Below are 21,149 nucleotides of genomic sequence, written 5' to 3'. Positions count from 1 at the left end.
AGATGAAGCAATCCGCCCGCCAGCTTGTTCTTTCCCTCAGTTTTTTGATGGCCGCAGCTGGCGCGGCGGCCGCCTCAGATATCCCGCAGATCGTGAAGAAGGATGGCCGTTTCGCCTTGATGGTGGACGGCGCGCCTTTCGTCGTGCTCGGCGGGCAGGCGCAGAATTCCAGTAACTATCCGCTGGCCCTGAACAAAGTGTTCGCGGCCATCAAGGATATGAACGCCAACACCCTCGAAATCCCGGTCGCCTGGGAACAGATCGAGCAGGTGGAAGGCAAGTTCGATTTCAGCTATGTCGATACGCTGGTGGCGGAAGCCCGCAAGAACAAAGTCAAACTGGTGCTGCTGTGGTTCGGCACCTGGAAAAACACCGGTCCTAGCTACACGCCGGAATGGGTCAAGTTCAACAACGCGCGCTTCCCGCGCATGCTGGACAGGAACGGGAAGATCACTTACTGCCTGTCGCCGCAAGGCGAAGAGACGCTGAAAGCCGACAAGAAGGCTTTCGTGGCGCTGATGACCCACATTAAAAAAATCGACGAAGCGCAGCGCACCGTGATCATGGTGCAGGTCGAGAACGAAGTGGGCACCTACGGCTTTGCACGCGATTTCGCGCCGAAGGCGGAAGCGCTGTTCAACCAGCCGGTGCCGCAGGCGGTGCTGGACTATAAAAAATCCCCGGTCCCGCTGGCCAAAACCGGCACCTGGAAACAGGTGTATGGCGACTACGCCGACGAATACTTCCACGCCTATTCCATCGCCAGCTATATCGAGGAAATCGCCAAGGCCGGCCGCGCCGTCTACAACCTGCCGATGTTCGTGAACAACTCGCAGCGCGATTCGACCGAAGACCCGGTCAAGCCGTGGAAGGAAAACTTCGCCAGCGGCGGCCCGACCTATGACGTGATCGATATCTACCGCGCCGCCGCGCCGCATATCGACTTCGCCGGCCCGGACATTTATGGCCCAGACTCGAAGAAGTTCACCGCCTCGCTGAACCACTTCCAGCGCAAGGACAATCCGCTGATGGTGCCGGAGATGAGCAACGCCGCCGAGTACGTGCGCTACACCTACCTGGTGCTGGGACGCGGCGCCATCGGCTTCTCGCCATTCGGCATCGACTACGCCGACTACAGCAATTACCCGCTGGGTCACAAGGCCATCGACAAGACCATGGTGGAGCCGTTTGGCAAAATCTACGCCGCCTTCCGCCCGATGGAGCGGCAGTGGGCCAAGTGGGCGTTTGAAGGCCGTACCTATGGCGTGGCCGAGGGCGACGACCGCCAGCCGCAAACCGTGGACCTGAAAGGCTGGAAGGCCACCATCTCGTTCCGCGAGTGGCAGTTCGGCGAGCGTGAATACTTCAAGCACGTCAAGGACGTACCGGCAGGGACCGAGATTCCCAACGGCGGCGTATCGATTGCGCAAATCAGCGATAATGAATTCATCATCATCGGCCAGCGCGCGCGCGTGAAGATCGACCATGCCGAAGGCAAGCCAACCATGTGGGCACGCGTGGAAGAGGGGCGCTACGACGCCTCCGGCAAGTGGATCATGGAACGCAACTGGAATGGCGATCAGACGGATTATGGCCTCAACCTGACCGGCAATCCGGTGGTGTTGAAGGTGAAGGTTGGCACTTACTAAAATACGGAGACAATATGCGCATCAAGACCCTCGCTCACGCGGCCTCGTGCCTGGCCGTGATCGCAGCCGGCCAGGCAGTGGCCGGCACGTTTGAAAAGACCGCCACCGGCGTGGTGGTCAAGCCTGACAGCGGCGCCGCCAGGGAAGTGCGGCTGGAGGTCATGGCCGATAACATCATCCATGTGGTCAAGCTGGACCAGGCGGGCAAATCGCTGACGCCGTCGCTGATGACCGTGGCCGCACCTGTTAGCGGTAACTTCAGCGTCACCGCAGCAGGCAAGGACAAAGTCACGCTGAAGGCGAAGAAGATTTCGGTGGCGGTGTCGCTGGCGACTGGCCAGGTGCAGTTCTTCAACGCCGCCGGCAAAGCCTTTCTGACGCAGCAGGCGGAGAGCATGGCGCCGGTCGATATCGACGGCAAGCCCTTCCTGGCGGTGAAGCAGGGCTTCAACTACGGCACCAAGGACGCCTTCTACGGCCTGGGCCAGCATCAGAATCACCAGATGAATCTGAACGGCGAAGACGTGCTGCTGATGCAGCACAATATGGCGATTGCCGTGCCGTTCGTGGTCTCCGATAAAAACTACGGCGTGCTGTGGGATAACAATGCGATCTCGCGCTTCGGCGACAGCAAGCCGTATGCGTGGCTGAGCCGCGACCTGAAGCTGACCGACGCCGAAGGCAAGGCCGGCGGCCTGACCGCGCGCTACTACGTGGGCGACAAGCTGGTGTTCACGCGCCAGGAAAAAGACATCGCCTACCAATACCTGAAAGACGTGGCCGAGAACTGGCCGAAGCAAGCCGGCGACCCGAAAGCCGCCAACCTGAAGGTGGTATGGGAAGGCACGATGGCCTCGGCCAAGCCGGGCGTGCACAAGATGCAGCTGTACTCGTCGGACTACGCCAAGCTGACTGTCGATGGCAAGGAAGTGATGGACGTGTGGCGCCAGGGCTGGAACCCGTGGTATCACAACTTTGAAGTGAAGTTCGAGGCCAACAAGCCGGTCAAGCTGCACCTGGAGTGGAAGCCGAGCGGTGGCATGGTGGCGATCACCCACAACGATCCGCTGCCGCAGGACGAGCGCCATTCGCTGACCTTCTCGTCGGAAGTCGCGCAAGGCATCAACTACTATGTGGTCAGCGGCGAGAGCATTGACAACGTCATCGCCGGCTACCGCCACCTGACCGGCCAGGCGCCGATGATGCCGAAGTGGGCCTATGGTTTCTGGCAGTCGCGCCAGCGCTACGAAACCCAGGAGCAGTTGCTGGGCGTGCTGCGCGAATACCGCAAGCAGGGCTGGCCGGTCGATAACATCGTGCAGGACTGGTTCTACTGGCCGGAGAACGGCTGGGGTTCGCACGACTTCGACAAGTCGCGCTTCCCGAATGCGAAAGCGATGGTGGACGAAGTCCACAAGGCCAATGCGCGCATCATGATTTCGATCTGGGGCAAGTTCTACTCCAATACCGACAACTACAAGGAGCTGGCGGCCAAGGGCCATATGTGGACCAAGAACGTCGAGAACGGCGACCTGGATTGGGTAGGCCCCGGCTACAAGAACAGCCACTATGACCCGTACACCAAGGAAGCGCGTGACATCTACTACCGCCAGATGAAGAGCAAGCTGGTGGACCTGGGCTTCGACGCCTGGTGGATGGATAACACCGAGCCTGATGTGCTGTCGAACACCCGTCCGGCGGATTTCAAAAAGCTGATCGGCCCGACCGTGTATGGCGGCGGCGAGATCACCTTCAATCCGTATAGCCTGGTGCATACCGAAGGCTTCTACAATCACCTGAAGGCGGACCAGCCTGACAAGCGCCAGTTCATTCTGTCGCGCTCCGGTTTCGCCGGCATCCAGCGCAACGGCACCGCGTTGTGGAGCGGCGATACGGCCAGCCGCTGGAACAATCTGTTCGACCAGATTTCGGCGGGTGTCAGCATGTCGATGTCCGGCATTCCGAACTGGACGCACGATATCGGCGGCTATGCGCAGGAGACGCGCTTCCAGGTTGGCGAAGTCGGTTCGGCGCAAGAGAATCGCAGCACCGGCGCCAAGCAGGGCAACCCGGAAGATATCAAGGAATGGCGCGAGCTGAATCTGCGCTGGTTCCAGTTTGGCGCATTCTCGCCGCTATTCCGTTCCCACGGCGAAGTGGTGAAGCGCGAGATCCACGAGATTTCGCCGGCTGGTTCGCCGATGCGCGAATCGATGGTCTGGTACGACCAGCTGCGCTACCGCCTGATGCCGTATATTTACTCGGCCGCCGCCGAGACGCATTACGATTCCGGCTCCATCATGCGCGGCCTGGTGATGGACTTCCCACAGGACGACGCAGTGAAGAACATCAACGACCAATACCTGTTCGGCCGCAGCATGCTGGTGGCGCCGGTGTATGTGTACGGCGCGCGCGAGCGCAGCGTGTACATGCCGAAGGGCGCCAACTGGTATGACTTCTACACCGGCGAGCTGCACAAGGGCGGCAGCACTGCCACCATCAAGGCGCCGGAAACGCGCATGCCGGTGCTGGTGAAAGCCGGCGCCATCCTGCCGCTTGGTCCGGTGACGCAATACGTGGACGAGAAGCCCGACGCGCCGCTCACGCTGTACGTCTACACCGGCGCTGACGGAAGCTTCACCCTGTACGAAGACGATGGCGTCAGCAATGCTTATCTGCGCGGTGAGGCCAGCCGCATTCCGTTGCGCTACAATGACAAGACCGGCGTGGTCACCATTGGCGACCGTGCTGGCCAGTACAAGGGCATGGTGGCCAAGCGCCAGTTCAAGGTCCGTTTCATCAAACCTGGCGTTTCCAGCACCGATAATTTCGATGTGTCCGACAAGCTTGTCAGCTACGAAGGCAAAGCTGTTACCGTGAACCGTTGATATGAAAACTCTGACCGCAGCTGTATGGTTTGTCTTGAGCGCATCCGCCGTCGCCGCGCCGGCGATGGAGCGCCGTATTGCTGTCGATGCCGGTTCCGCCGGCACGCCACGCGACCGCTTCGCCGACCTGTCTGTGGGCTCGGATTATCCGGGCACGCTGATCCGCGACGACAGCCTGGCGCAGCTCAAGATCGCCAGGGATGAACTGGGTTTCCGCTACATCCGCTTCCACGCCATCTTCCACGACGTGCTGGGCACGTACAAGGAAGTGGATGGCAAGCCGGTGTACGACTGGACCAAGATCGACTACCTGTACGACCGCCTGCTGAAGATGGGCGTCAAGCCGTTTATCGAACTGGGCTTTACGCCGCTGGCGATGCGCAGCTCGGATCTGAGCATCTTCTACTGGAAGGGTAATACCTCGCATCCCGATCCGAAGAAGTGGGCCGGCCTGGTGGATGCGTTTGTGCGCCACTTGCAGGAGCGCTACGGCAAGGAAGAAGTGCGCAGCTGGTTCTTTGAAGTGTGGAACGAGCCTAATCTGGAGGGCTTCTGGGAGAAGGCGGATCAGAAGGTGTACTTCGAGCTGTTCGATATCACTTCGCGCACTATCAAGGCGATTGATCCGGCGCTGCGCGTGGGCGGCCCGTCGACTGCGGGAGCGGCGTGGGTGCCGGAGTTCCTGGCGCATGCCAAGCAATCCGGCTCGGTGGTGGACTTCGTCACCACGCATACCTATGGCGTGGATGGCGGCTTCCTCGACGAGAATGGCAAGGAGGATACCAAGCTGTCGCCATCACCGGACGCCATCGTTGGCGATGTACGCAAGGTGCGCAAGGAGATGGTGGCCGCCGGCCATCCGGATATGCCGCTGTACTTCACCGAGTGGAGCACCAGCTATACGCCGCGCGATCCGGTGCACGATTCCTACATCAGCGCGCCGTACATCCTCAGCAAGCTGAAAGCGACCGAGGGACTGTTGCAGGGCATGAGCTATTGGACCTATAGCGACCTGTTTGAGGAGCCGGGCCCGCCGACCGCGCCGTTTGAAGGCGGCTTTGGTTTGATGAATCCACAGGGCGTGCGCAAGCCGGCCTGGTTCGCCTACAAATACCTGAACCAGTTGGGCGACACCGCCATCAAGACCGCCGACGCGCAGAGCTACGCGGCCAAGGATGGACGCGGCGTGCAGGTGCTGGCGTGGGACTTCCAGACGCCGAAGCAGGGCCGCAGCAACCGCGGTTTCTTCACCACCGTGCAGCCTACGCGCGATGGCGCGCCATTGAGCGTGGACCTGAAAGGGCTGAAGCCCGGCGCGTATTCGGTCAGCGTGTACCGCACCGGATTTGAGGCGAATGATGCCCACACCGGCTATCTGAAACTGGGTTCGCCGAAGACGTTGACGCCGCGCCAGCTGGAGCGTTTGCAGGCGCTGACGACGGATCGTCCGCAGACCAGCACGGTCAAGGTGCCGGCTTCCGGCGTCGCCAGCGTGAAGGTGAAGATGCGTGTCAATGACGTGGTGCTGATCAAAATTAACCCGCAATGAAACTGCTTGCCTTGGTCCTGGTGGCCGCCAGCGCGGCCGCCGCGCCAGATCTGACCTTGCGTTATGCGCAGCCTGCGCCGGATACGGCGGCAGGCTGGGAAAAGGAAGCGCTCCCTATCGGTAATGGCCGTATCGGCGCGATGATCTTCGGGCAGCTGGCGCGCGAGCGCTTGCAGTTCAACGACATCACGCTGTGGACTGGCGATGACAAGGCGATGGGGGCGTATCAGCCATTTGGCGATGTCTACATCAACCTGCCGGGCCACGACCAGGGCACGACCGCCTATGCGCGGCAGCTGGATATCGGCCGCAGCGTGCACAAGGTGAGCTACACGCACAACGGTGTACAGTTCAAGCGCGAAGCGCTGGCCAGCTATCCGGCGCAGGTGATTGCAGTCAGGCTGACGGCCAGCAAGCGCGGGCAGTACAGCGGCTCCATCGAGCTGACCGACATGCACAATGCGCAGCTCAGCACGCAGGGCAATCGCATCACTGCCAGCGGCATGTTGCCGAATGCGATGCAGTACGCCAGCCAGGTGCAGGTGCTGAACGAAGGCGGCAAGCTGGCGGTGGCGGGCGGCAAGATCACCTTCACCGGCAGCGATGCGATTACGCTGATCCTGGGAGCAGGCACCAGCTACGTCAACGATGCTGCCCGCCGCTTCCAGGGCGAGCCGCCGCTGCCGCGCGTCACTGCACAGGTGGCCGCCGCTGCAACGTCCACCGTCCCTTCCAGGCTATGGTCTGCGCTGCTGGCGGCGCATCAGCGCGACTACGCGGCGCAGTTCGGCCGCGTCAGCGTGGACTTTGGCGCCGCCTCTGCGGCACGCCGCGCGCTGGCGACCGACCAGCGTATCGCGGCCTACACCGCCGAGGGCAGCGATCCTGAACTGGAAGCGCAGTTTTTTCAGTTCGGCCGCTATCTGCTGATCTCCAGTTCGCGCGGATCGCTGCCCGCCAACCTGCAAGGCCTGTGGAACAACAGCCTTACGCCGCCATGGAATTCGGACTACCACACCAACATCAATATCCAGATGAATTACTGGCCTGCCGAACCGGCCAATCTGTCCGAACATCACTTGCCGTTCCTCGATTTTGTGCGCGGTGTGGCGCCGGTCTACCGCAAGCTGATTGCCGACACTGCCGCCGCAGCCATCGCCGATCCGGCGTCGGTGCGGATGTCGCAACCGGACCTGAGCGGCGAAGCCGTACAGCGCGAAGAAACCTTTGTCAGCAAGTCCGGCAAGCCGGTGCGCGGCTGGACCGTGCGCACCGAATCGAATCCATTCGGCGCCATGGGCTATGTCTGGAACAAGACCGGCAATGCCTGGTATATGCAGCACTTCTGGGAACATTATGCCTACACCCAGGACAAGGCCTTCCTGCGCAATACCGCTTATCCGCTGATGCAGGAAGCGGTAGCGTTCTGGGAAGACTATCTGAAAGAACTGCCTGACGGACGTCTGGTCGCACCGCTGGGATGGTCCCCCGAACACGGGCCGATTGAAGATGGCGTCAGCTATGACCAGGAAATCATCTGGGACCTGTTCAATAACACGGTGGAAGCCGCCGCCGCACTGGGTGATACGCAGTACCACGACCGCATTGCCGCCATGCGCGACAGGCTGGCCGCACCTGGCGTCGGCAGCTGGGGACAATTGCTAGAATGGATGGAAGAGAAGCGTGACAAGGTGCTGGATACGCCGGGCGATACCCATCGCCACGTATCGCATTTGTTTGGCCTGTTCCCCGGCCGCCAGATATCACCGACGCAAACACCGGCGTTGGCCGCCGCGGCGCGCAAGTCGCTGGAAGCGCGTGGCGATGCCGGCACTGGCTGGTCGATGGCATGGAAGACCGCCTACTGGGCGCGGCTGCTGGACGGCGACCACGCACACAAAATGTTGCGCGGCCAGTTGGCCAAACCGGGCGCGCGCGCGGCGCAGCAAAGCAGCCAGGGCACCGAGTCCAACAACGCTGGCGGCACTTATCCGAATATGTTTGACGCCCATCCACCGTTCCAGATCGATGGCAACTTTGGCGCCACCGCCGCCATCTGCGAAATGCTGCTGCAATCGCAGACCGGCGAAATCCACCTGCTGCCGGCCTTGCCGTCCGCCTGGCCGGACGGCTCGGTAACAGGCTTGCGCGCACGCGGCGGCTACCAAGTCGACCTGGCCTGGGCCAAAGGCAAGCTGACTTCCGCCATCATCCGCCGCACGGCGGGCGAGGGCGCAGGCAAGGTGCGCTACGGCGACAAAGTCGCGCCGCTGAATCTCCGGCCAGGGCAGAGCAAGCGGCTGGGCGCTTCCTTGTAGGCGGCTGTTAGCTAGGCCTGCAAACGCCATTGGCGGTAGCGTCGCGTGAGTAGCTTGAGGCGCAACTGATCTACGATCAGGGTAAACAAGGGATTGAGTCTACCGCCACCTTGGCCGCCGGAGCCCAAGGTGCGCAAACGTCGCCGCTCAAGAACCTCGACGCGCGCTTGCTGGATATCGAAAACATGATACAGACCTTGAGCGAACAGCGGTCAGCGCTGCTCGAAACGAAGAAGGAAATACAGGCTACCAAGGATAGGGGGGAATGCCCCGATAGCCTGTAAGTCAGAGCGTGCGCGCCAGCCAGTCGGCGGTGAGGTCCATCACGCGCTGGGCTGCGCCGCCGTCCGGTGCGAAGACGTTGAAGATATGGTCTGCGCCGCCGATCAGGGCGGCTTCCGCTGGCTTGCCTGGCGCGAGCTTCAGCATCTGTGCATCGCGCTGCGGCAGAAAGTCGCCGCTACCGCGTATGGTCAGGAAGGCGCCCGGATAGTTGCTCAGCGACTGGTCCAGGTCCACACCACGGAAGCTTTCGTAGAAAGCGCGCTTGGTGGTGATGCTTTTCCAGCCCGGCACCACATCCGTTGCCACGCCGTCGCGCAGCGCTTTCTGCGCCACCGGCGACGCCGTCATCTGCCGCCATTGATCGCCGCTCGGCGCGGACCACAGCACCATGCTGCGGAACCACTGTGGATGGCGCGCGCTGGTGACGATGGCGGTGGTGGCGCCCAGGCTCCAGCCCAGGACCGCGCCGCGCGCTGGCTGCACGCCTGGCTGCTTCTGCAGGAAGGCATATGCAGCCTCGGTATCCGCAATGCGGGTGTCCAGCGTGGATTCGATATTGCTGCGCTTGCGGTCACCTTCGCCACGGAAGTTGACGCGCAGCGAGGCGACGCCCATCTGCGCCAGGCGCGCCGACATGCGCTTGCTCAAATCGCCGGCGCCGTTCATATCGTCGGCAAAGCCGTGCAGGAACAGCACCGTGCGGCCATCCCATGCGCCGTCGGGCGTGACCCATGCGCCATGGACGTCCGGCGCGATGGTGACATTCTGTTCACCGGCCTGCGCCAGCAAGGTAGCGGCGCTGATCGCCATGGCGGCCAGTGCGCGCTTCATTGCTGTTCGGCGGCTACTTCCGCGCCGCTCAGGAAATGGGCGATTACAGGATTGACCACGTCGCCATGCGTGATTGGTCCCATGTGTGCGGTTGGCAGCTTGCGCGCAGTGGCGTTGGGCAGGGCGGCGCCCAACTGTTCCACCAGCAGACGCGTGGAGGCCGGGCTGCGTTCGCCCGCCATCACCAGCGACGGCATGGTCAGCATGGACAGGTCGTCCAGGCCTGCCTGTTCGCCCAGCAGCGCCTGGAAGTCCAGCTTCACCTTGGCGATCTGCGACACCATCTTGTCCTGCGCGCTGGCTGGCGCCGCATCAAAGGCGCCGGCGCGGTTCCAGTAATCGATAAAGATACGGGTGGCGTCGCGGTCGCTGGCGCAGGCGTTGATGCCGGCGACCACGCTGACGATTTCGGCCTTGGCAGGATGCTGTTCCGGCAGCAGGTGAAAGGCCACCGGCTCGAACAGCGTGAGTGACAGCACGCGGTGCGGCATGCGGCGCGCCATGTGCAGCGCGCACGCGCCGCCGAAGGAATGGCCGATCAGGTGAAATGCTTCGCCCGGCTCCAGCTCGGAGGCAACGGCCGCCACCACCGCATCCACCTCGTGTGCCAGGGTGTGGACGTAGTCCTCGCCGGCGTCGGCCGGAAATGGCGATGCGCCGTAGCCTTGCAGGTCAACGGGAATGCACCGGTAGGCGTTGTCCAATTGTGACTTCAGGGACGACCACTGGGACTTGGAACTCATGGAGCTATGCAGCAGGACGACGGCAGGTTTCATTGTCAGCGAATCATGAAAAAAGCGAAGCGCAGATTATACCGGTTTGCGCCGCCGGTCTTGAGAAACTGGCAATCATCCCCATGTGTGGTCTATACCACGCCGCCGTTATTTTTTGAGAGCGGAAAAGCGGGAAAAGAGTAGAGTAGAAGTCATGAATAATTCTAAAAAAGTCGCCGGCCTGGCAGGCCTGGTCAGTGTGCTGTGGATGGGGCTGACCGCCGCCGTGGCCGCCAACCAGAAACGCCTGCTGTTCAATCCCCTGGGAAGCAAGCGCGAGGTGCTGAAGCCTTACAGCACGGGCCACCGCACGCGTCCGATCGTGATCCGTTCCAAGGACGGCACGCGCCTGTCCGGCTGGCTGATGACGCCGCGCGTGGCGGGCACGCATCCGGGCGTGGTGTATTTTGGCGGCCGCTCGGAGGAAGTCTCCTGGGTGGCGCGCGACGCCGGCAAGCTGTTTCCTGGCATGGCGGTGCTGGCCGTGAACTATCGCGGCTATGGCGATTCGCACGGCGATCCGGCGGAAGAACACTTTGTCGAAGACGGCCGCATGCTGTACGACTGGCTCAGCGAACGCCATCATGTCGATCCAAAGCGCATCGCGGTGGTAGGACGCAGCCTGGGTTCCGGCGTGGCCGTGCAGGTGGCGATGGAGCGCGACGCCAATTCCATCGTGCTGATCACGCCTTACGATTCGATACTGGCGCTGGCCAAGCGCAAGTTCAAGGCGCTGCCGATTGACTACGTGCTGCGCCATAAATTTGAATCGGTGAAGTACGCCGAACAAATCAAGGCGCCGGCCTACGTGCTGCGTGCGGCGGTGGACAATATCGTGCCGCATTCGCACACCGATCTGCTGGTGCAGAAGCTGGGGACTTTGCATGCGGACGAAATCGTGCCTGATTCCGACCACATCAACATCCCCTACCTGGAATCGACGCAGGCGCGGATTGCCAGTTTCCTGTCCAGCCGCTTCAGTGCTTAGATCCTGACAATTGGTGATGCAGGCGGCGCAGTCCTAGCCACACGGCGCCGATCACCAGCGGCACGGCGATGCCGGTCATCAGGTCTGGATTAACCGGCACGCTGCCAGCCTTCATCGCCTTGCCGACATAGCCCACCAATCCCAGCGTGTAGTACGAAATCGCCGCCACCGACAGGCCTTCCACCGCTTGCTGCAGGCGCAGTTGCTGGGCCGCGCGCGCGTCCAGCGATTGCAGGATGCGGCGATTCTGCTGCTCCTGTTCGATCCCCACACGGGTACGCAGCAGATCGTTGCTGCGGGCGATACGCTGGGCCAGCGCCTCCTGCCGCTGCGCCACCGACACGCAGGTGTTCATCGCCGGCGCCAGGCGGCGGCCCATGAACTCCGCCAGCGTTGGCGTGCCCTCGATCCGTACTTCGCGCAACTCCTGGATGCGCGATTGCACCAGGTTGAAGTAGGCCTGCGACGCGGCGAAGCGGTAGCTGTTATTGACCGAGATCTTTTCCAGGCGCGCGGCCAGGCCGGTGATCTGGTTCAGCAGGTCCTGATCCTCATTGCCTTCTTCCTTGACCAGCGTGGCGGTCAGCGTCGCCAGTTCATTCTCGATGCTGTTCAGGTCCGGCTGCGTGGCCTCCGCTTGCGGCAGTCCGAGCAGGGCCATCATGCGGTAGGTTTCGATTTCCAGCAGGCGGCCCACCAGGCGGCCGGACTGGAATTCGCGCAGGCGCTGGTCGCGCACCACGAATCGGCTGAAGCCGTCCGGCTGGATCAGGAAGTCGGTCCATACCTCGGCGTTGCCGCCGGCGCTGCTGCCAACCAGCGACTTGCCCTGGAATAGTTCACGGATACCTTCGGCGAAGCTGTCGTCCTCCGCTTCCCCCTTGCACAGCAGGACGTGGGCGGCAACGATGATCTTGCCGTTCAAGCCTGCCAGCCACTCTTGCGGCACATGCTGCAAAGGCATGCGGTCGAACGAGGCACGGCAATCCAGGCCTGGCTCGCCGGGTTCGACGAAGGTGTAGGTGGCGAACTCGGTATGGCACTCCCATTTCAGACGGAAGCGGCCGAAGTCATGGAAGAAGTAGCGCGCCTGCGGATGCGGCGTCGCCACGCCGTAGTGCATGCACAGCTGCGCCAGGATCTGGTGCTGGCTGCTGCGGTGGTTCTGGCGCGAAGGCTGGTCCTGTTGCAGGTACAGGGCGAAATGGGTCAGGCTTTCCGGTGCCTGCAATTGCAGGAACGGGCGTGAGTGGATTTCCGCGGAGAGCGGAACGCGCATCGGGTGATTAAGCTTGGCGAAATCGGCGTTGGCGCGATAGGCGAGCGACATGAACTTCCTTAAATAACTAGGTATGTGGTAGCGCGTTGGCGCAAGGGGAGCCCTGCATATGGCAGGCGAGATTGGCGAACGTGACGGCGGCGATTTCGCGCATGGCTTCTATTGTGAAGAAGCCCTGGTGCCCGGTCACCAGTACGTTCGGGAAGGTCATCAGGCGCTGGAACACATCGTCAGCGATGATGTCGCTGGAGTGGTCCTGGAAAAAGAGGGTGCTTTCCTGTTCGTAGACATCGATGGCGAGCGCGCCCAGCTGGCCGCTCTTGAGCGCATCAATGACGGCGGCGGTGTCGATCAAGCCGCCGCGCGATGTGTTGACCAGCATGGCGCCGCGCTTCATGCGCGCCAGGCTGGTGCTGTTGATCATGTGGCGGGTGGCGTCCATCAGCGGGCAATGCAGCGACACCACGTCCGACTGCGCCAGCACTACGTCCAGGCTGGCGCGTTCGGCCACGCCATCCAGCTGCGGCGTCGGCGCCGGATCGCTGACCAGCACCTTGCAGCCCATGCCGTGGAAAATGCGTGCTGCGCAGGCGCCGATCTGGCCTGCACCGACGATGCCGACGGTCTTGCCATGCAGCGTTGTGCCGAGCAGGCCGTCCAGCGCGAAGTTGCCTTCACGGACGCGCACATAGGCGCGGTGGGTGCGCCGGTTCAGCGTCATCACCAGCGCCAGCGCGTGTTCGGCCACCGCTTCCGGCGCATAGGCGGGTACGCGTGCCATGAACAGACCAAGCCGCGCGCCGGCCTGCAAATCGACGTTGTTGAAACCGGCGCAGCGCAGCAGCACGGCACGTACGCCCAGCGCGTGCAGCGCTTCCAGCACCGGCGCGTCCAGGATGTCGTTGACGAAGACGCAGACAGCGGTGCAGCCCTGCGCCAGCGGCACGGTATCCAGCTCCAGCCGGTCGGAGAAATACGCAGCCTCCACGCCGGGCATGCTGGCGCGCGCTTCATCGAGAAAGCGGCGGTCGTAGGGTTGTGCGCTGTACACGGCAATTTTCATAAATCAGGCACCCATAAAATCAGGTCGGTCACGCCGATGTCCACGCCGGCCTGGGTCAGCAGCGTGCTGGCCTGGCCGCGATGGTGGGTCTGGTGATTGAAGAAGTGCAGCAGCACCAGGCCAAACTCCTTGCGGTAGACATCGCCGCGCGTGCTGCGGTATTCAAACACCTGTTTCAGGTCGGCGGGCGTAAGCTGCGCGGCAAAGGCGCTGATGATGGCGTCCAGTTGTTCGCGGTAAGCGCGCAGTGGCGGCAGTTCAGTGCCGAAGGAGTGCGTCAGGCCGCCAGGCTGAGGCAGTGCTTGTGCGGCCCGCAACGCAGGAATGGCGGCAGGGTGCGTACTGAATCGTTTCAACCAGATGGTGTCACCCGCCAGCAGGTGGTTCAGCGTGCCTTGCAGCGAACCAAAGAACGCCTTACGGTCAGCCGTCAGCTCTTCTGCCGAAAGCTGGGCTGCGGCATCGTACAGCTTTCGGTTCATGTCGGCGTTATACCTGGCCAGCAGGCCGAAATGCTCAACCGCGCTCATTGGGCAATGCGTCCGGATTCGGTTGGAGGAAGATCTGGTTATTCAGTTTTTCCAGCATCTGCGTGCGCTCATCATCGGACAGTTGTTCCATGCCGTAGCGCTCTGGCTCCAGCGTGGACATCAGGTCGCGCTGCATCGCCTTGCCGGATGGCGCGGTGTGGTCTTCTTTTAGCTTGCCCAGCGTGTAGTGCAGCACGCGCGATGACTGGCTGGCCTGCATCTCCATCGATGCCTTGACCAGTGCACCTTTGTCGTAGCCAATCTCGGTGCTGCTGCTGGCTGCATCATTGATCAGCACATAGCGGTAGTTCTGCGAGTTGGGCGACAGGTCCAGCGCCAATTTCGCCCCGGCTTTCTCTGGCGTGTGGTAGCTGGCCTTCAGGTTCGACTGCTGCTGTTGCGAGATGCTGCGATCAAGCTGCGAAGTACCGGTAATGCTGGTCTTCTGCGACAGCGCATAGGCGAAGGTATCCTTCTCGGTCACACGGAAGGGATTGGACGCCACCTCGGCCTGCGAAAACGAGGCTTTGAAGTCGGCCAGTCCGGTGGTCAGCGCGCGATCCTGATCGGCCAGGAAGATGCTGCTTGGAGATGCGGCGGGCGGCGTGCCGTAGTCGGTGTTCATGTCGGTAAAAGCATCCTTGAACATGCCGACCATGTCCGCATTGCCCTGGCCGCGCATGGCGGCCTGATCGACCTGCTGCAAATACTTGTCCAGCGCCTTGGCTTGCTGCTGTTTGCTGCCCCATGCCGCCGGCTGGCTCAGGTCCACATCAATCTTGGCGCTGCCCGCAGGACCGGTAAAGTTCACCGTACGCTGCGTGCTGTCAGCACGGAATTCCAGCAGCTGGGTTTCTTTTGGATTGATCTTGACCTGGCCTTTCAGGTCCACCGACGACAGCACATTGCTATCGAATTGCGTCAGGCCGGCGAGGTCGACGCGCGGCGGATCTTCGGTCAGGCCGTCGATCGACTTCTGGAAGGCGTCGGCCAGTTTGCCCAGCGCCTTGCGTTCCACTTCGGTGAGCTCACCATCGGCCTTGGCATCGACCGCGATGCTGCTCTCGCCGGCGTCCAGCTTGAGCTCGACCTTGACGCCGCTGCGGGTGGTGACGGTGAGCGCGATCTGGTTGTCGCCCATGCCGTGCTGCGACACCTGCGACGGCAGCACCAGCATGTCGTAGGTATCGGTTTGCACGCCACCCGGTGCCTGCTGCACCGTTTGCGAGAAATTCTCGCCATCGTAGGCGACCTGTTTCAGCAGCTCGCTGCCCAGGCCCTTGAGGCGGCCGGCCAACGGCTGGTTGGCGAAGTTCTGCGCCATCAGGCTGGCGGAGCTGCTGCGGGTACGGTTTTCCCACACCAGCGGCTTGGCTGGCGCGTCGTCATTGGCGCCGGCGCCCAGCGACACCACAGTGGATGAGCCGTTGCCCGTGCTGCTGGTGGCGCCGGAAGTGGACGCATAATTACCGCCAGCCACCGGGGTAACGGTGGACGGGGTGGTCCGGTTCAGGGAGGTGATGGTTGTCATAACCCCATTATAGGCCGCTCCCGGCGCGGGTCAACACGCCCACCGCCGCCTGCGGCCCGAGCGAAATCAGCGAGCCGTAGTCATGATAATGAAACAATGCAGGCGCCTCGCCGTCACTGGCGCCAGCCAGCGCGCCGGCCAGGAACATGGCCTGCTGGTGCGCGACCTGGGCGCGCGGCGGCGCCGCGCCTTTGACCGGGCAGACATAGTTGGCGCAATCCCCCAGCGCGTAAATGCGCGCATCGCTGAACGAGCGCAGGCCGGCGTCGACCAGGATTTTTTGCTGATGATTGACGCTCAGCCCCAGCCTGGCGCACAGCGGTGGCGCTTGAACGCCAGCGGCCCATAAGGTCAGCTGCGCAGGATGGCGCTGGCCATGGCTGTCGGTCACCGCGTCGGCATGGACGGCGGCAACGCTGGTCGCGGTCCGCACGGCGACGCCCAGCGAGCGCAGATGGCGTTCGGCGCGCTGCGCCTGGATCCCGTCCATGTGCGGTAGCAGGCCCGCGCCGCGCTCCATGACGGTGATGCGGATGTTTTGCAGCAGCGCCAGCGCGCGGGTGCTGTTGCTGAGTTCCGCCGCCAGTTCGACACCGGTGGCGCCACCGCCGACGATCGCCACATTCACCGGCGAGTTCCCGGCTTGGTGGCAGGCCGCAAAGAAGCGGTGGCGAAAGGCTTCGGCATCGGCCACGCTGTCCAGCGTCAGCGCGTGTTCCTGTGCGCCCGGCACCCCGTAGAAGCTGGTGACGGAGCCCAGCGCCAGTACCAGCTTGTCGTAGCCGAGCACGCGGCAGGCGCCATCCCCGCCATCCTGCGGCGACAGGGTGATGGTCTGTTGTGTGCGGTCCAGGCACAGCATCTCGCCCTGGATGAATTCGAAACCGTGTTCGCTGGCCTGGGTGCTGAACGACAGTTCATCCGCTTGCGGATCGCAGCTGCCCGATGCGACGGTGTGCAGCAGCGGTTTCCAGAAATGGCCAGGCCAGCGGTCCACCAGTACTACGCGGCTGTGCGCGCCGGCGATATTGCCCAGGCGCGTGGCGAGTTCGAGCCCGCCCGCACCGCCGCCAACAATGACGATGGTTTCCATGTGTGTCTCCAGTTTTTTTGTTTATGCGGCGCGGTGCTGCGGTACGGGGCGTTGCTGGTCTGGCGTGTAGGGACTGGCCTGCAGCTCGTGCAGGGCGTCGAAGGTGATGAACTGGCGTGGACGTACCACGTCCGTGCCGTAAGGCGCGACGGAGACAGTCCACAGGCCGGCGTCGGCAGCGGCACGCAGCGCCGGCACGGCGGTATCGATGGCGATGGCGTCGCGCGGCGCCACGCCCATGGCGTGCAGCGCGTGCGCATAGGGACCGGTGCCGGCCGGGCCGTTGAAACTGGCGCCGCCGGCCACCACGCTGAACACGCTGTTGACATCGGTGCCGAAGTAGCGGTCCAGCAGTGCGGAGGTGGCGGGTGCCGGCAGGTCGGTCAGGATGCAGATTTTGCAGCCGGCGGCGCTGGCGTCTTCGATCAGCGCCAGGGCCGCAGCTTGCGCGCGTGGCGGATGCGCCAGGATCGCCTGATGGAATTGGCGGTGCTTGTCCTCAAGCAGTTCCGCCACGCGGCGCTTGTCGCGCGACAGTGGCGGGTTGGCGACGGCGGAACCGATGGCGCGGGCGTAACCATGGGTGGCGGCTGCTGCACGCAGCGCCGGCAGCGTCCAGCGGATCGACAGTTCGGCGTTGGTGAACGCCGCGTTGCAGGCCGCCAGATGCAGCGCTTCGGTGTCGAACAGTACGCCGTCCAGGCCCAGGAAGATCACGTCTATGCTCATGTCATTCTCGCTCAACGATGTCAGATAGGTATGAATATAGGGGTAGAATGAATAAAAGAAAAATTAAAGATTATGGATAATTAATAAGGATTATTTATGTATCACACCAGTTTTCGCCAATTGCAATCGCTGGTCCTAGTCGCGCGTCACGAGAGCATTTCGCGCGCGGCGGACGCCATGCACCTGACGCAGCCAGCGGTGTCGCTGCAAATCCGCACGCTCGAAGAGATTACTGGCATCGCCTTGACGCGCAAGGCGGGCCGCAATATCCAGCTGACGGCGGCGGGAGAGGTGATGGCCGAATTCTCCGAACGCATCCTGCGGCTGTGGGAGCAGGCCACCGATGAACTGGCGGCGCTGCAGGGCGTCACCTCCGGTACGCTGCGCATCGGTGCGGTGACCACGGCGGAGCACTTGCTGCCGCCGCTGCTGGTGCCGTTCACGCTGAAGCGGCCGGACGTGCGGCTCAAGCTGCAAGTGGGCAATCGCACGGAGATCATCAATATGCTGGCGCGGCATGAGATCGAACTGGCCATCATGGGCACGCCGCCGCGCGAGTTGCGCACCAACGCGGCCCGCTTCGCGCGGCATCCGATGGCGTTCGTCGCCAGTCCCAAGCATCCACTGATGAAGAAGAAAAAAGTCACGCTCAACGATGTGATGGCGGCCAACCTGCTGGTGCGCGAACGCGGCTCGGGCACGCGCACCGCCATTGAAAAGCTGCTGCGCGAGGAGGGGCATGCGGCGGAATTCGGCTCGGAGGTATCCAGTAACGAGGCAATCAAGCGCATGGTATCGGCTGGCCTGGGCGTGGGCTTTCTGTCGGAGCACGCCTGCGCGCTGGAGTTCAAGGCCGGCCTGCTGGCCATCCTGCCGCTGAAACACGCGGTGGAAGCCGACTGGCAGATCATGCACCTGACCGACCAGGCCATCCCCAAGGTGGCCGCGTCGTTCCAGGACTTCGTCATTGAGAATGGCCAGGAGCTGGTGCGGCGCGAGCTGGAAAGTTCGTACCGGTAAAGCTACCTATACAGTAGTGGCAACTGTTTGCGTAAGTGTACTGGTTGCTGCCTGTACACTTTCCCGTACAATGCAATCACACTTATCAAACGGATACCCGCCATGTCGCCCGAAATGCTGCTGCCGCTGTGTGGCTTTGCCGCCGTCAGTTCCATCACACCCGGCCCCAACAACACCATGATGCTTGCCTCGGGGCTGAATTACGGCTTCAAGCGTTCGGTGCCGCATTTGCTGGGCATCTGCTGCGGCTTCGCCTTCATGATTTTTGCAACGGGACTGGGATTGCATGCGGTGTTCGAGCAGGTTCCGGTATTGCAGAGCATCCTCAAGTACGCAGGCGCCATCTACCTGCTGTGGCTGGCCTGGAAACTGGCGCACGCGGCGCCGATGAGCAGCGAACAGGCGGCGTTGTCCAGGCCGATGGGCTTCTGGGGTGCGGCGGCTTTTCAGTGGATCAATCCGAAGGCGTGGGTGATGGGCCTGAGCGCGCTGACCACCTATCTGCCGCAGGGCTTCAATGTGGCCGACGTGCTGCTGCTGTCGGGCGTGTTCTGGGTGATCGGCATCTTCTGCGTTGGCGCCTGGGCGGTGTTTGGCGTGGCCATGCGCAGCGTATTGCAGGACCCGCGCTCGGTGCGCATCTTCAACGTGGTGATGGCGCTCGCGCTGGTGGCCACCCTGTATCCGCTGCTGGCCTGATACCATAGCGCTTTACCGGATGTGAAGGAATACCCATGTTTCGTCGTCTCGCGCTGGCTTTCAGCGCTGCCTTGCTGGCCGCCGTCGCTGGCGCGGCCAATACCACCTTGCCGTCCAACCTGATGCTGCCGGAGCCGGATCGTGCCGCGCGCGGCTATGTGGAGAGCTGGGTGTTCAATATCGAGCTGACCGGCGATGAACTGAAGGGCATGGAGCCATGCCGGAAGATCCTGGCGGAGCGCGGCTTTGCGCCCACGCTGTCCAAGACCGCGACCTCGGCGTCGCCGGCGCTGCACTTCAAGATCGCGGGTCACAAGAACTATGCGCAGGCCAGCACCGAGGCGGACGATGCGCTGACGGCAATTCAGCAGGCCAAATGCGCCGGCGCCTTGAGCTGGACCGTCACCAACAAGATGGCGCGTCCTTAATTCCGGGCGCGTGGCAGCGCCAAGGCGTGCAGGCGGCTGCGGATCACATCCAGGTCGGCAGGCTGCGTCGCCTGTTGCGCAAGCAGATAGCCGCGCGTGAACTGGATCGCGCCGGCAGCCTGCGGATGCCGCTGCACCAGCTCTTGCAGCAGCCGGTCGGCCACCGCCAGATCGTTATGCTGGCCCAGTTCCTCCTGCACCGCAGACAGTGTTTTCAGATACGCGCGCGTGCCCTTGGTGCGATACAGCGCATGGAAGAATTCCAGTGCGTAGCGGCCGCGCTTGGCGGCGATGCGGGTGCGGTGTGCGCTGGCAGTATCGTCTTCACTCATGCGGTCGGCGCGCTTGAGCAGCGACTTGTGCAGCCGCTGCAAAATCTCGCGCGAGAACTGCGCCGCCGAGCCATTCAGCAGCGGCGCTGTTTGCAGCATCCATGAACCCAGGGCCAGCATCAATCTGGTGTAGCGCGGCGACAGGACGGCTTGCGCCGCCTGATTGCGCATGGCATGTGCCTGTTCCAGCGCCAGCGCTTGCAGCTCCATCATCCCATTGCCGCCCGGCGCGGCGTGCACGCGCGGCAGCGTGGCCGATAGCAGCACGTCCCAGTCGCGCGCGGCGCCCAGCTGTTCGCCCAGCCAGCTGACATCTTCCTGCAAGGCCGGCGGGCAAGGGGCGACCGGCTCAAACAGCTTCAAGGCCGAGCGCAGGCGGCGCACGCCGACGCGCATCTGGTGCAGGGTTTCCGTATCATGGCCTTCCACCACTGCGACCTCGTTGCGCTGGATATGTTCCAGGCAGTTGCCCAGCACGGCGGGCAGGGCTTCGCTCAGGCTGGCGTCGCTGTCCAGTTGCAGCGCCTGGGTGCGGAACGGCGCGTGGCCGGTTTCGCGCACCAGCATATAGCCGCGCTGCGCCTTGTTGATATTGCTGATGCGCAGCGGGATCTCGTCCAGCAATTGCAGCGCGAAGGCGTACAGGCCGGCCGGGTCGCCTTCCTTGAGTTCCAGCTCGACTTCATTGACCGCGACCTGATGGCCGTGGCGCTCAATGTGGCCGACATCCAGCGCGACTTCGATCAGGTTGCCGCCGCTTTCGATTTGCCACAAGTGGCGCTGCACATCCACCACAAACAGTGGCTCCAGCCGCTGCTTCAGCTTGGGCGTATTCAGGATCGCCAGCCAGTGTGCGTCGTCGCCAATCAGCTTGCGCAGCTTGCCCAGGCGCGGCCACGCGCGGTCGACCTGGCCTTCCCACTCGTTGCGGCTGTGCAGGCCGCTTTGTACGCTGCCGCCGGCTTTCATCGTCTGTATCCATACGCCATCGACCTTGCGCACGCGCAAGCCGGCGCCGTGGTGCAGCAGATGCAGGTCGGGCGTATCGAAATAGCGCGCGGTCAGCTGCTGGGTATGCGCAGGATCGCCGAGCAGCGGATGTTGCAGCAGCTGTTCGTTGTATTGCGGCGATAGCAAGAGTTTGAGTTCGACTTCCATCTCGTC

17 protein-coding genes are annotated in these 21,149 nt (G+C 62.9%); 8 read left to right on the top strand and 9 right to left on the bottom strand.

The window, feature by feature from the left end; translation table 11 throughout:
• Positions 1 to 2 precede the first annotated feature (2 nt).
• The 4 genes from KW842_RS10565 to KW842_RS10550 are packed head-to-tail and all read left to right on the top strand — an operon-like array spanning position 3 to position 8,404.
• Positions 3 to 1,649 carry a DUF5597 domain-containing protein gene (locus KW842_RS10565; RefSeq protein ID WP_218304041.1) on the top strand — a complete coding sequence of 549 codons (1,647 nt, stop codon included), beginning with the start codon at positions 3 to 5 and terminating at the stop codon, positions 1,647 to 1,649.
• Between the two features lie 14 nt (positions 1,650 to 1,663).
• Positions 1,664 to 4,537, top strand: a complete 2,874-nt coding sequence (locus KW842_RS10560; RefSeq protein WP_218304040.1) for a TIM-barrel domain-containing protein — start codon at positions 1,664 to 1,666, stop codon at positions 4,535 to 4,537.
• A 1-nt stretch (position 4,538) separates the two neighbouring features.
• Entirely contained in the window at positions 4,539 to 6,086 is a 1,548-nt protein-coding gene (locus KW842_RS10555) for a beta-xylosidase (RefSeq protein ID WP_218304039.1), read from the top strand.
• On the top strand, positions 6,083 to 8,404 hold the full coding sequence (locus KW842_RS10550; protein WP_218304038.1) for a glycoside hydrolase N-terminal domain-containing protein: 2,322 nt from the start codon (positions 6,083 to 6,085) through the stop codon (positions 8,402 to 8,404). The genes KW842_RS10555 and KW842_RS10550 overlap by 4 nt, the downstream gene beginning before the upstream one ends.
• A 285-nt stretch (positions 8,405 to 8,689) precedes the next feature.
• On the opposite strand, the gene KW842_RS10545 is transcribed toward KW842_RS10550, so the two are convergent.
• Both KW842_RS10545 and KW842_RS10540 read right to left on the bottom strand, forming a co-directional pair.
• A complete protein-coding gene (locus KW842_RS10545; RefSeq protein WP_218304037.1) occupies positions 8,690 to 9,520 on the bottom strand; it encodes a S9 family peptidase in 831 nt (276 codons plus the stop codon).
• The gene (locus tag KW842_RS10540) at positions 9,517 to 10,296 is read right to left on the bottom strand and encodes an alpha/beta fold hydrolase (protein ID WP_218304036.1); all 780 of its coding nucleotides are present in this window, start codon (positions 10,294 to 10,296) and stop codon (positions 9,517 to 9,519) included. The genes KW842_RS10545 and KW842_RS10540 overlap by 4 nt, the downstream gene beginning before the upstream one ends.
• A 151-nt stretch (positions 10,297 to 10,447) precedes the next feature.
• Here KW842_RS10540 and KW842_RS10535 point away from each other — a divergent pair, with 151 nt between their 5' ends.
• Positions 10,448 to 11,281, top strand: a complete 834-nt coding sequence (locus KW842_RS10535; RefSeq protein ID WP_218304035.1) for an alpha/beta hydrolase — start codon at positions 10,448 to 10,450, stop codon at positions 11,279 to 11,281.
• Here KW842_RS10535 and KW842_RS10530 read toward each other — a convergent pair.
• The 6 genes from KW842_RS10530 to KW842_RS10505 are packed head-to-tail and all read right to left on the bottom strand — an operon-like array spanning position 11,271 to position 17,506.
• A complete protein-coding gene (locus tag KW842_RS10530; RefSeq protein ID WP_218304034.1) occupies positions 11,271 to 12,611 on the bottom strand; it encodes a DUF3422 family protein in 1,341 nt (446 codons plus the stop codon). The two genes, KW842_RS10535 and KW842_RS10530, sit on opposite strands and share 11 nt — an antisense overlap.
• A gap of 16 nt (positions 12,612 to 12,627) precedes the next feature.
• Complete coding sequence (locus tag KW842_RS10525) at positions 12,628 to 13,623, bottom strand: 2-hydroxyacid dehydrogenase (RefSeq protein WP_218304033.1); 996 nt, start codon at positions 13,621 to 13,623, stop codon at positions 12,628 to 12,630.
• Positions 13,620 to 14,153, bottom strand: coding sequence for a DinB family protein (locus KW842_RS10520; protein WP_218304032.1), 534 nt, complete (start codon positions 14,151 to 14,153; stop codon positions 13,620 to 13,622). Before KW842_RS10520 ends, KW842_RS10525 begins: the two co-directional genes overlap by 4 nt.
• The gene (locus KW842_RS10515; RefSeq protein WP_229223612.1) at positions 14,140 to 15,684 is read right to left on the bottom strand and encodes a hypothetical protein; all 1,545 of its coding nucleotides are present in this window, start codon (positions 15,682 to 15,684) and stop codon (positions 14,140 to 14,142) included. Before KW842_RS10515 ends, KW842_RS10520 begins: the two co-directional genes overlap by 14 nt.
• Before the next feature lie 7 nt (positions 15,685 to 15,691).
• Positions 15,692 to 16,777 carry an NAD(P)/FAD-dependent oxidoreductase gene (locus tag KW842_RS10510; protein ID WP_218304031.1) on the bottom strand — a complete coding sequence of 362 codons (1,086 nt, stop codon included), beginning with the start codon at positions 16,775 to 16,777 and terminating at the stop codon, positions 15,692 to 15,694.
• A gap of 21 nt (positions 16,778 to 16,798) precedes the next feature.
• The gene (locus KW842_RS10505; protein ID WP_218304030.1) at positions 16,799 to 17,506 is read right to left on the bottom strand and encodes an HAD family hydrolase; all 708 of its coding nucleotides are present in this window, start codon (positions 17,504 to 17,506) and stop codon (positions 16,799 to 16,801) included.
• Between the two features lie 96 nt (positions 17,507 to 17,602).
• Here KW842_RS10505 and KW842_RS10500 point away from each other — a divergent pair, with 96 nt between their 5' ends.
• The 3 genes from KW842_RS10500 to KW842_RS10490 all read left to right on the top strand — a co-directional run bounded on the left by KW842_RS10500 (position 17,603) and on the right by KW842_RS10490 (position 19,653).
• Entirely contained in the window at positions 17,603 to 18,526 is a 924-nt protein-coding gene (locus KW842_RS10500) for a LysR family transcriptional regulator (protein ID WP_218304029.1), read from the top strand.
• 102 nt (positions 18,527 to 18,628) lie between these two features.
• The gene (locus KW842_RS10495; protein WP_218304028.1) at positions 18,629 to 19,225 is read left to right on the top strand and encodes a LysE family translocator; all 597 of its coding nucleotides are present in this window, start codon (positions 18,629 to 18,631) and stop codon (positions 19,223 to 19,225) included.
• 35 nt (positions 19,226 to 19,260) lie between these two features.
• Entirely contained in the window at positions 19,261 to 19,653 is a 393-nt protein-coding gene (locus tag KW842_RS10490; RefSeq protein WP_218304027.1) for a hypothetical protein, read from the top strand.
• On the opposite strand, the gene KW842_RS10485 is transcribed toward KW842_RS10490, so the two are convergent.
• A complete protein-coding gene (locus KW842_RS10485; protein ID WP_218304026.1) occupies positions 19,650 to 21,143 on the bottom strand; it encodes a CYTH and CHAD domain-containing protein in 1,494 nt (497 codons plus the stop codon). The genes KW842_RS10490 and KW842_RS10485 overlap by 4 nt on opposite strands.
• Between the last annotated feature and the right edge of the window lie 6 nt (positions 21,144 to 21,149).

Origin of the sequence: Duganella sp. sic0402 (assembly GCF_019219065.1) — a bacterium.
Classification (GTDB): Bacteria; Pseudomonadota; Gammaproteobacteria; order Burkholderiales; family Burkholderiaceae_D; genus Rugamonas.
This window is presented reverse-complemented; position numbering and strand designations above follow the sequence as displayed.

Excerpts from the sequence above, each read along its gene's own strand:
- KW842_RS10565 (WP_218304041.1), top strand. The coding sequence starts at position 3 with ATGAAGCAATCCGCCCGCCAGCTTGTTCTTTCCCTCAGTTTTTTGATG.
- KW842_RS10560 (WP_218304040.1), top strand. The coding sequence starts at position 1,664 with ATGCGCATCAAGACCCTCGCTCACGCGGCCTCGTGCCTGGCCGTGATC.
- KW842_RS10555 (WP_218304039.1), top strand. The coding sequence starts at position 4,539 with ATGAAAACTCTGACCGCAGCTGTATGGTTTGTCTTGAGCGCATCCGCC.
- KW842_RS10550 (WP_218304038.1), top strand. The coding sequence starts at position 6,083 with ATGAAACTGCTTGCCTTGGTCCTGGTGGCCGCCAGCGCGGCCGCCGCG.
- KW842_RS10545 (WP_218304037.1), bottom strand. The coding sequence starts at position 9,520 with ATGAAGCGCGCACTGGCCGCCATGGCGATCAGCGCCGCTACCTTGCTG.
- KW842_RS10540 (WP_218304036.1), bottom strand. The coding sequence starts at position 10,296 with ATGAAACCTGCCGTCGTCCTGCTGCATAGCTCCATGAGTTCCAAGTCC.
- KW842_RS10535 (WP_218304035.1), top strand. The coding sequence starts at position 10,448 with ATGAATAATTCTAAAAAAGTCGCCGGCCTGGCAGGCCTGGTCAGTGTG.
- KW842_RS10530 (WP_218304034.1), bottom strand. The coding sequence starts at position 12,611 with ATGTCGCTCGCCTATCGCGCCAACGCCGATTTCGCCAAGCTTAATCAC.
- KW842_RS10525 (WP_218304033.1), bottom strand. The coding sequence starts at position 13,623 with ATGAAAATTGCCGTGTACAGCGCACAACCCTACGACCGCCGCTTTCTC.
- KW842_RS10520 (WP_218304032.1), bottom strand. The coding sequence starts at position 14,153 with ATGAGCGCGGTTGAGCATTTCGGCCTGCTGGCCAGGTATAACGCCGAC.
- KW842_RS10515 (WP_229223612.1), bottom strand. The coding sequence starts at position 15,684 with ATGACAACCATCACCTCCCTGAACCGGACCACCCCGTCCACCGTTACC.
- KW842_RS10510 (WP_218304031.1), bottom strand. The coding sequence starts at position 16,777 with ATGGAAACCATCGTCATTGTTGGCGGCGGTGCGGGCGGGCTCGAACTC.
- KW842_RS10505 (WP_218304030.1), bottom strand. The coding sequence starts at position 17,506 with ATGAGCATAGACGTGATCTTCCTGGGCCTGGACGGCGTACTGTTCGAC.
- KW842_RS10500 (WP_218304029.1), top strand. The coding sequence starts at position 17,603 with ATGTATCACACCAGTTTTCGCCAATTGCAATCGCTGGTCCTAGTCGCG.
- KW842_RS10495 (WP_218304028.1), top strand. The coding sequence starts at position 18,629 with ATGTCGCCCGAAATGCTGCTGCCGCTGTGTGGCTTTGCCGCCGTCAGT.
- KW842_RS10490 (WP_218304027.1), top strand. The coding sequence starts at position 19,261 with ATGTTTCGTCGTCTCGCGCTGGCTTTCAGCGCTGCCTTGCTGGCCGCC.
- KW842_RS10485 (WP_218304026.1), bottom strand. The coding sequence starts at position 21,143 with ATGGAAGTCGAACTCAAACTCTTGCTATCGCCGCAATACAACGAACAG.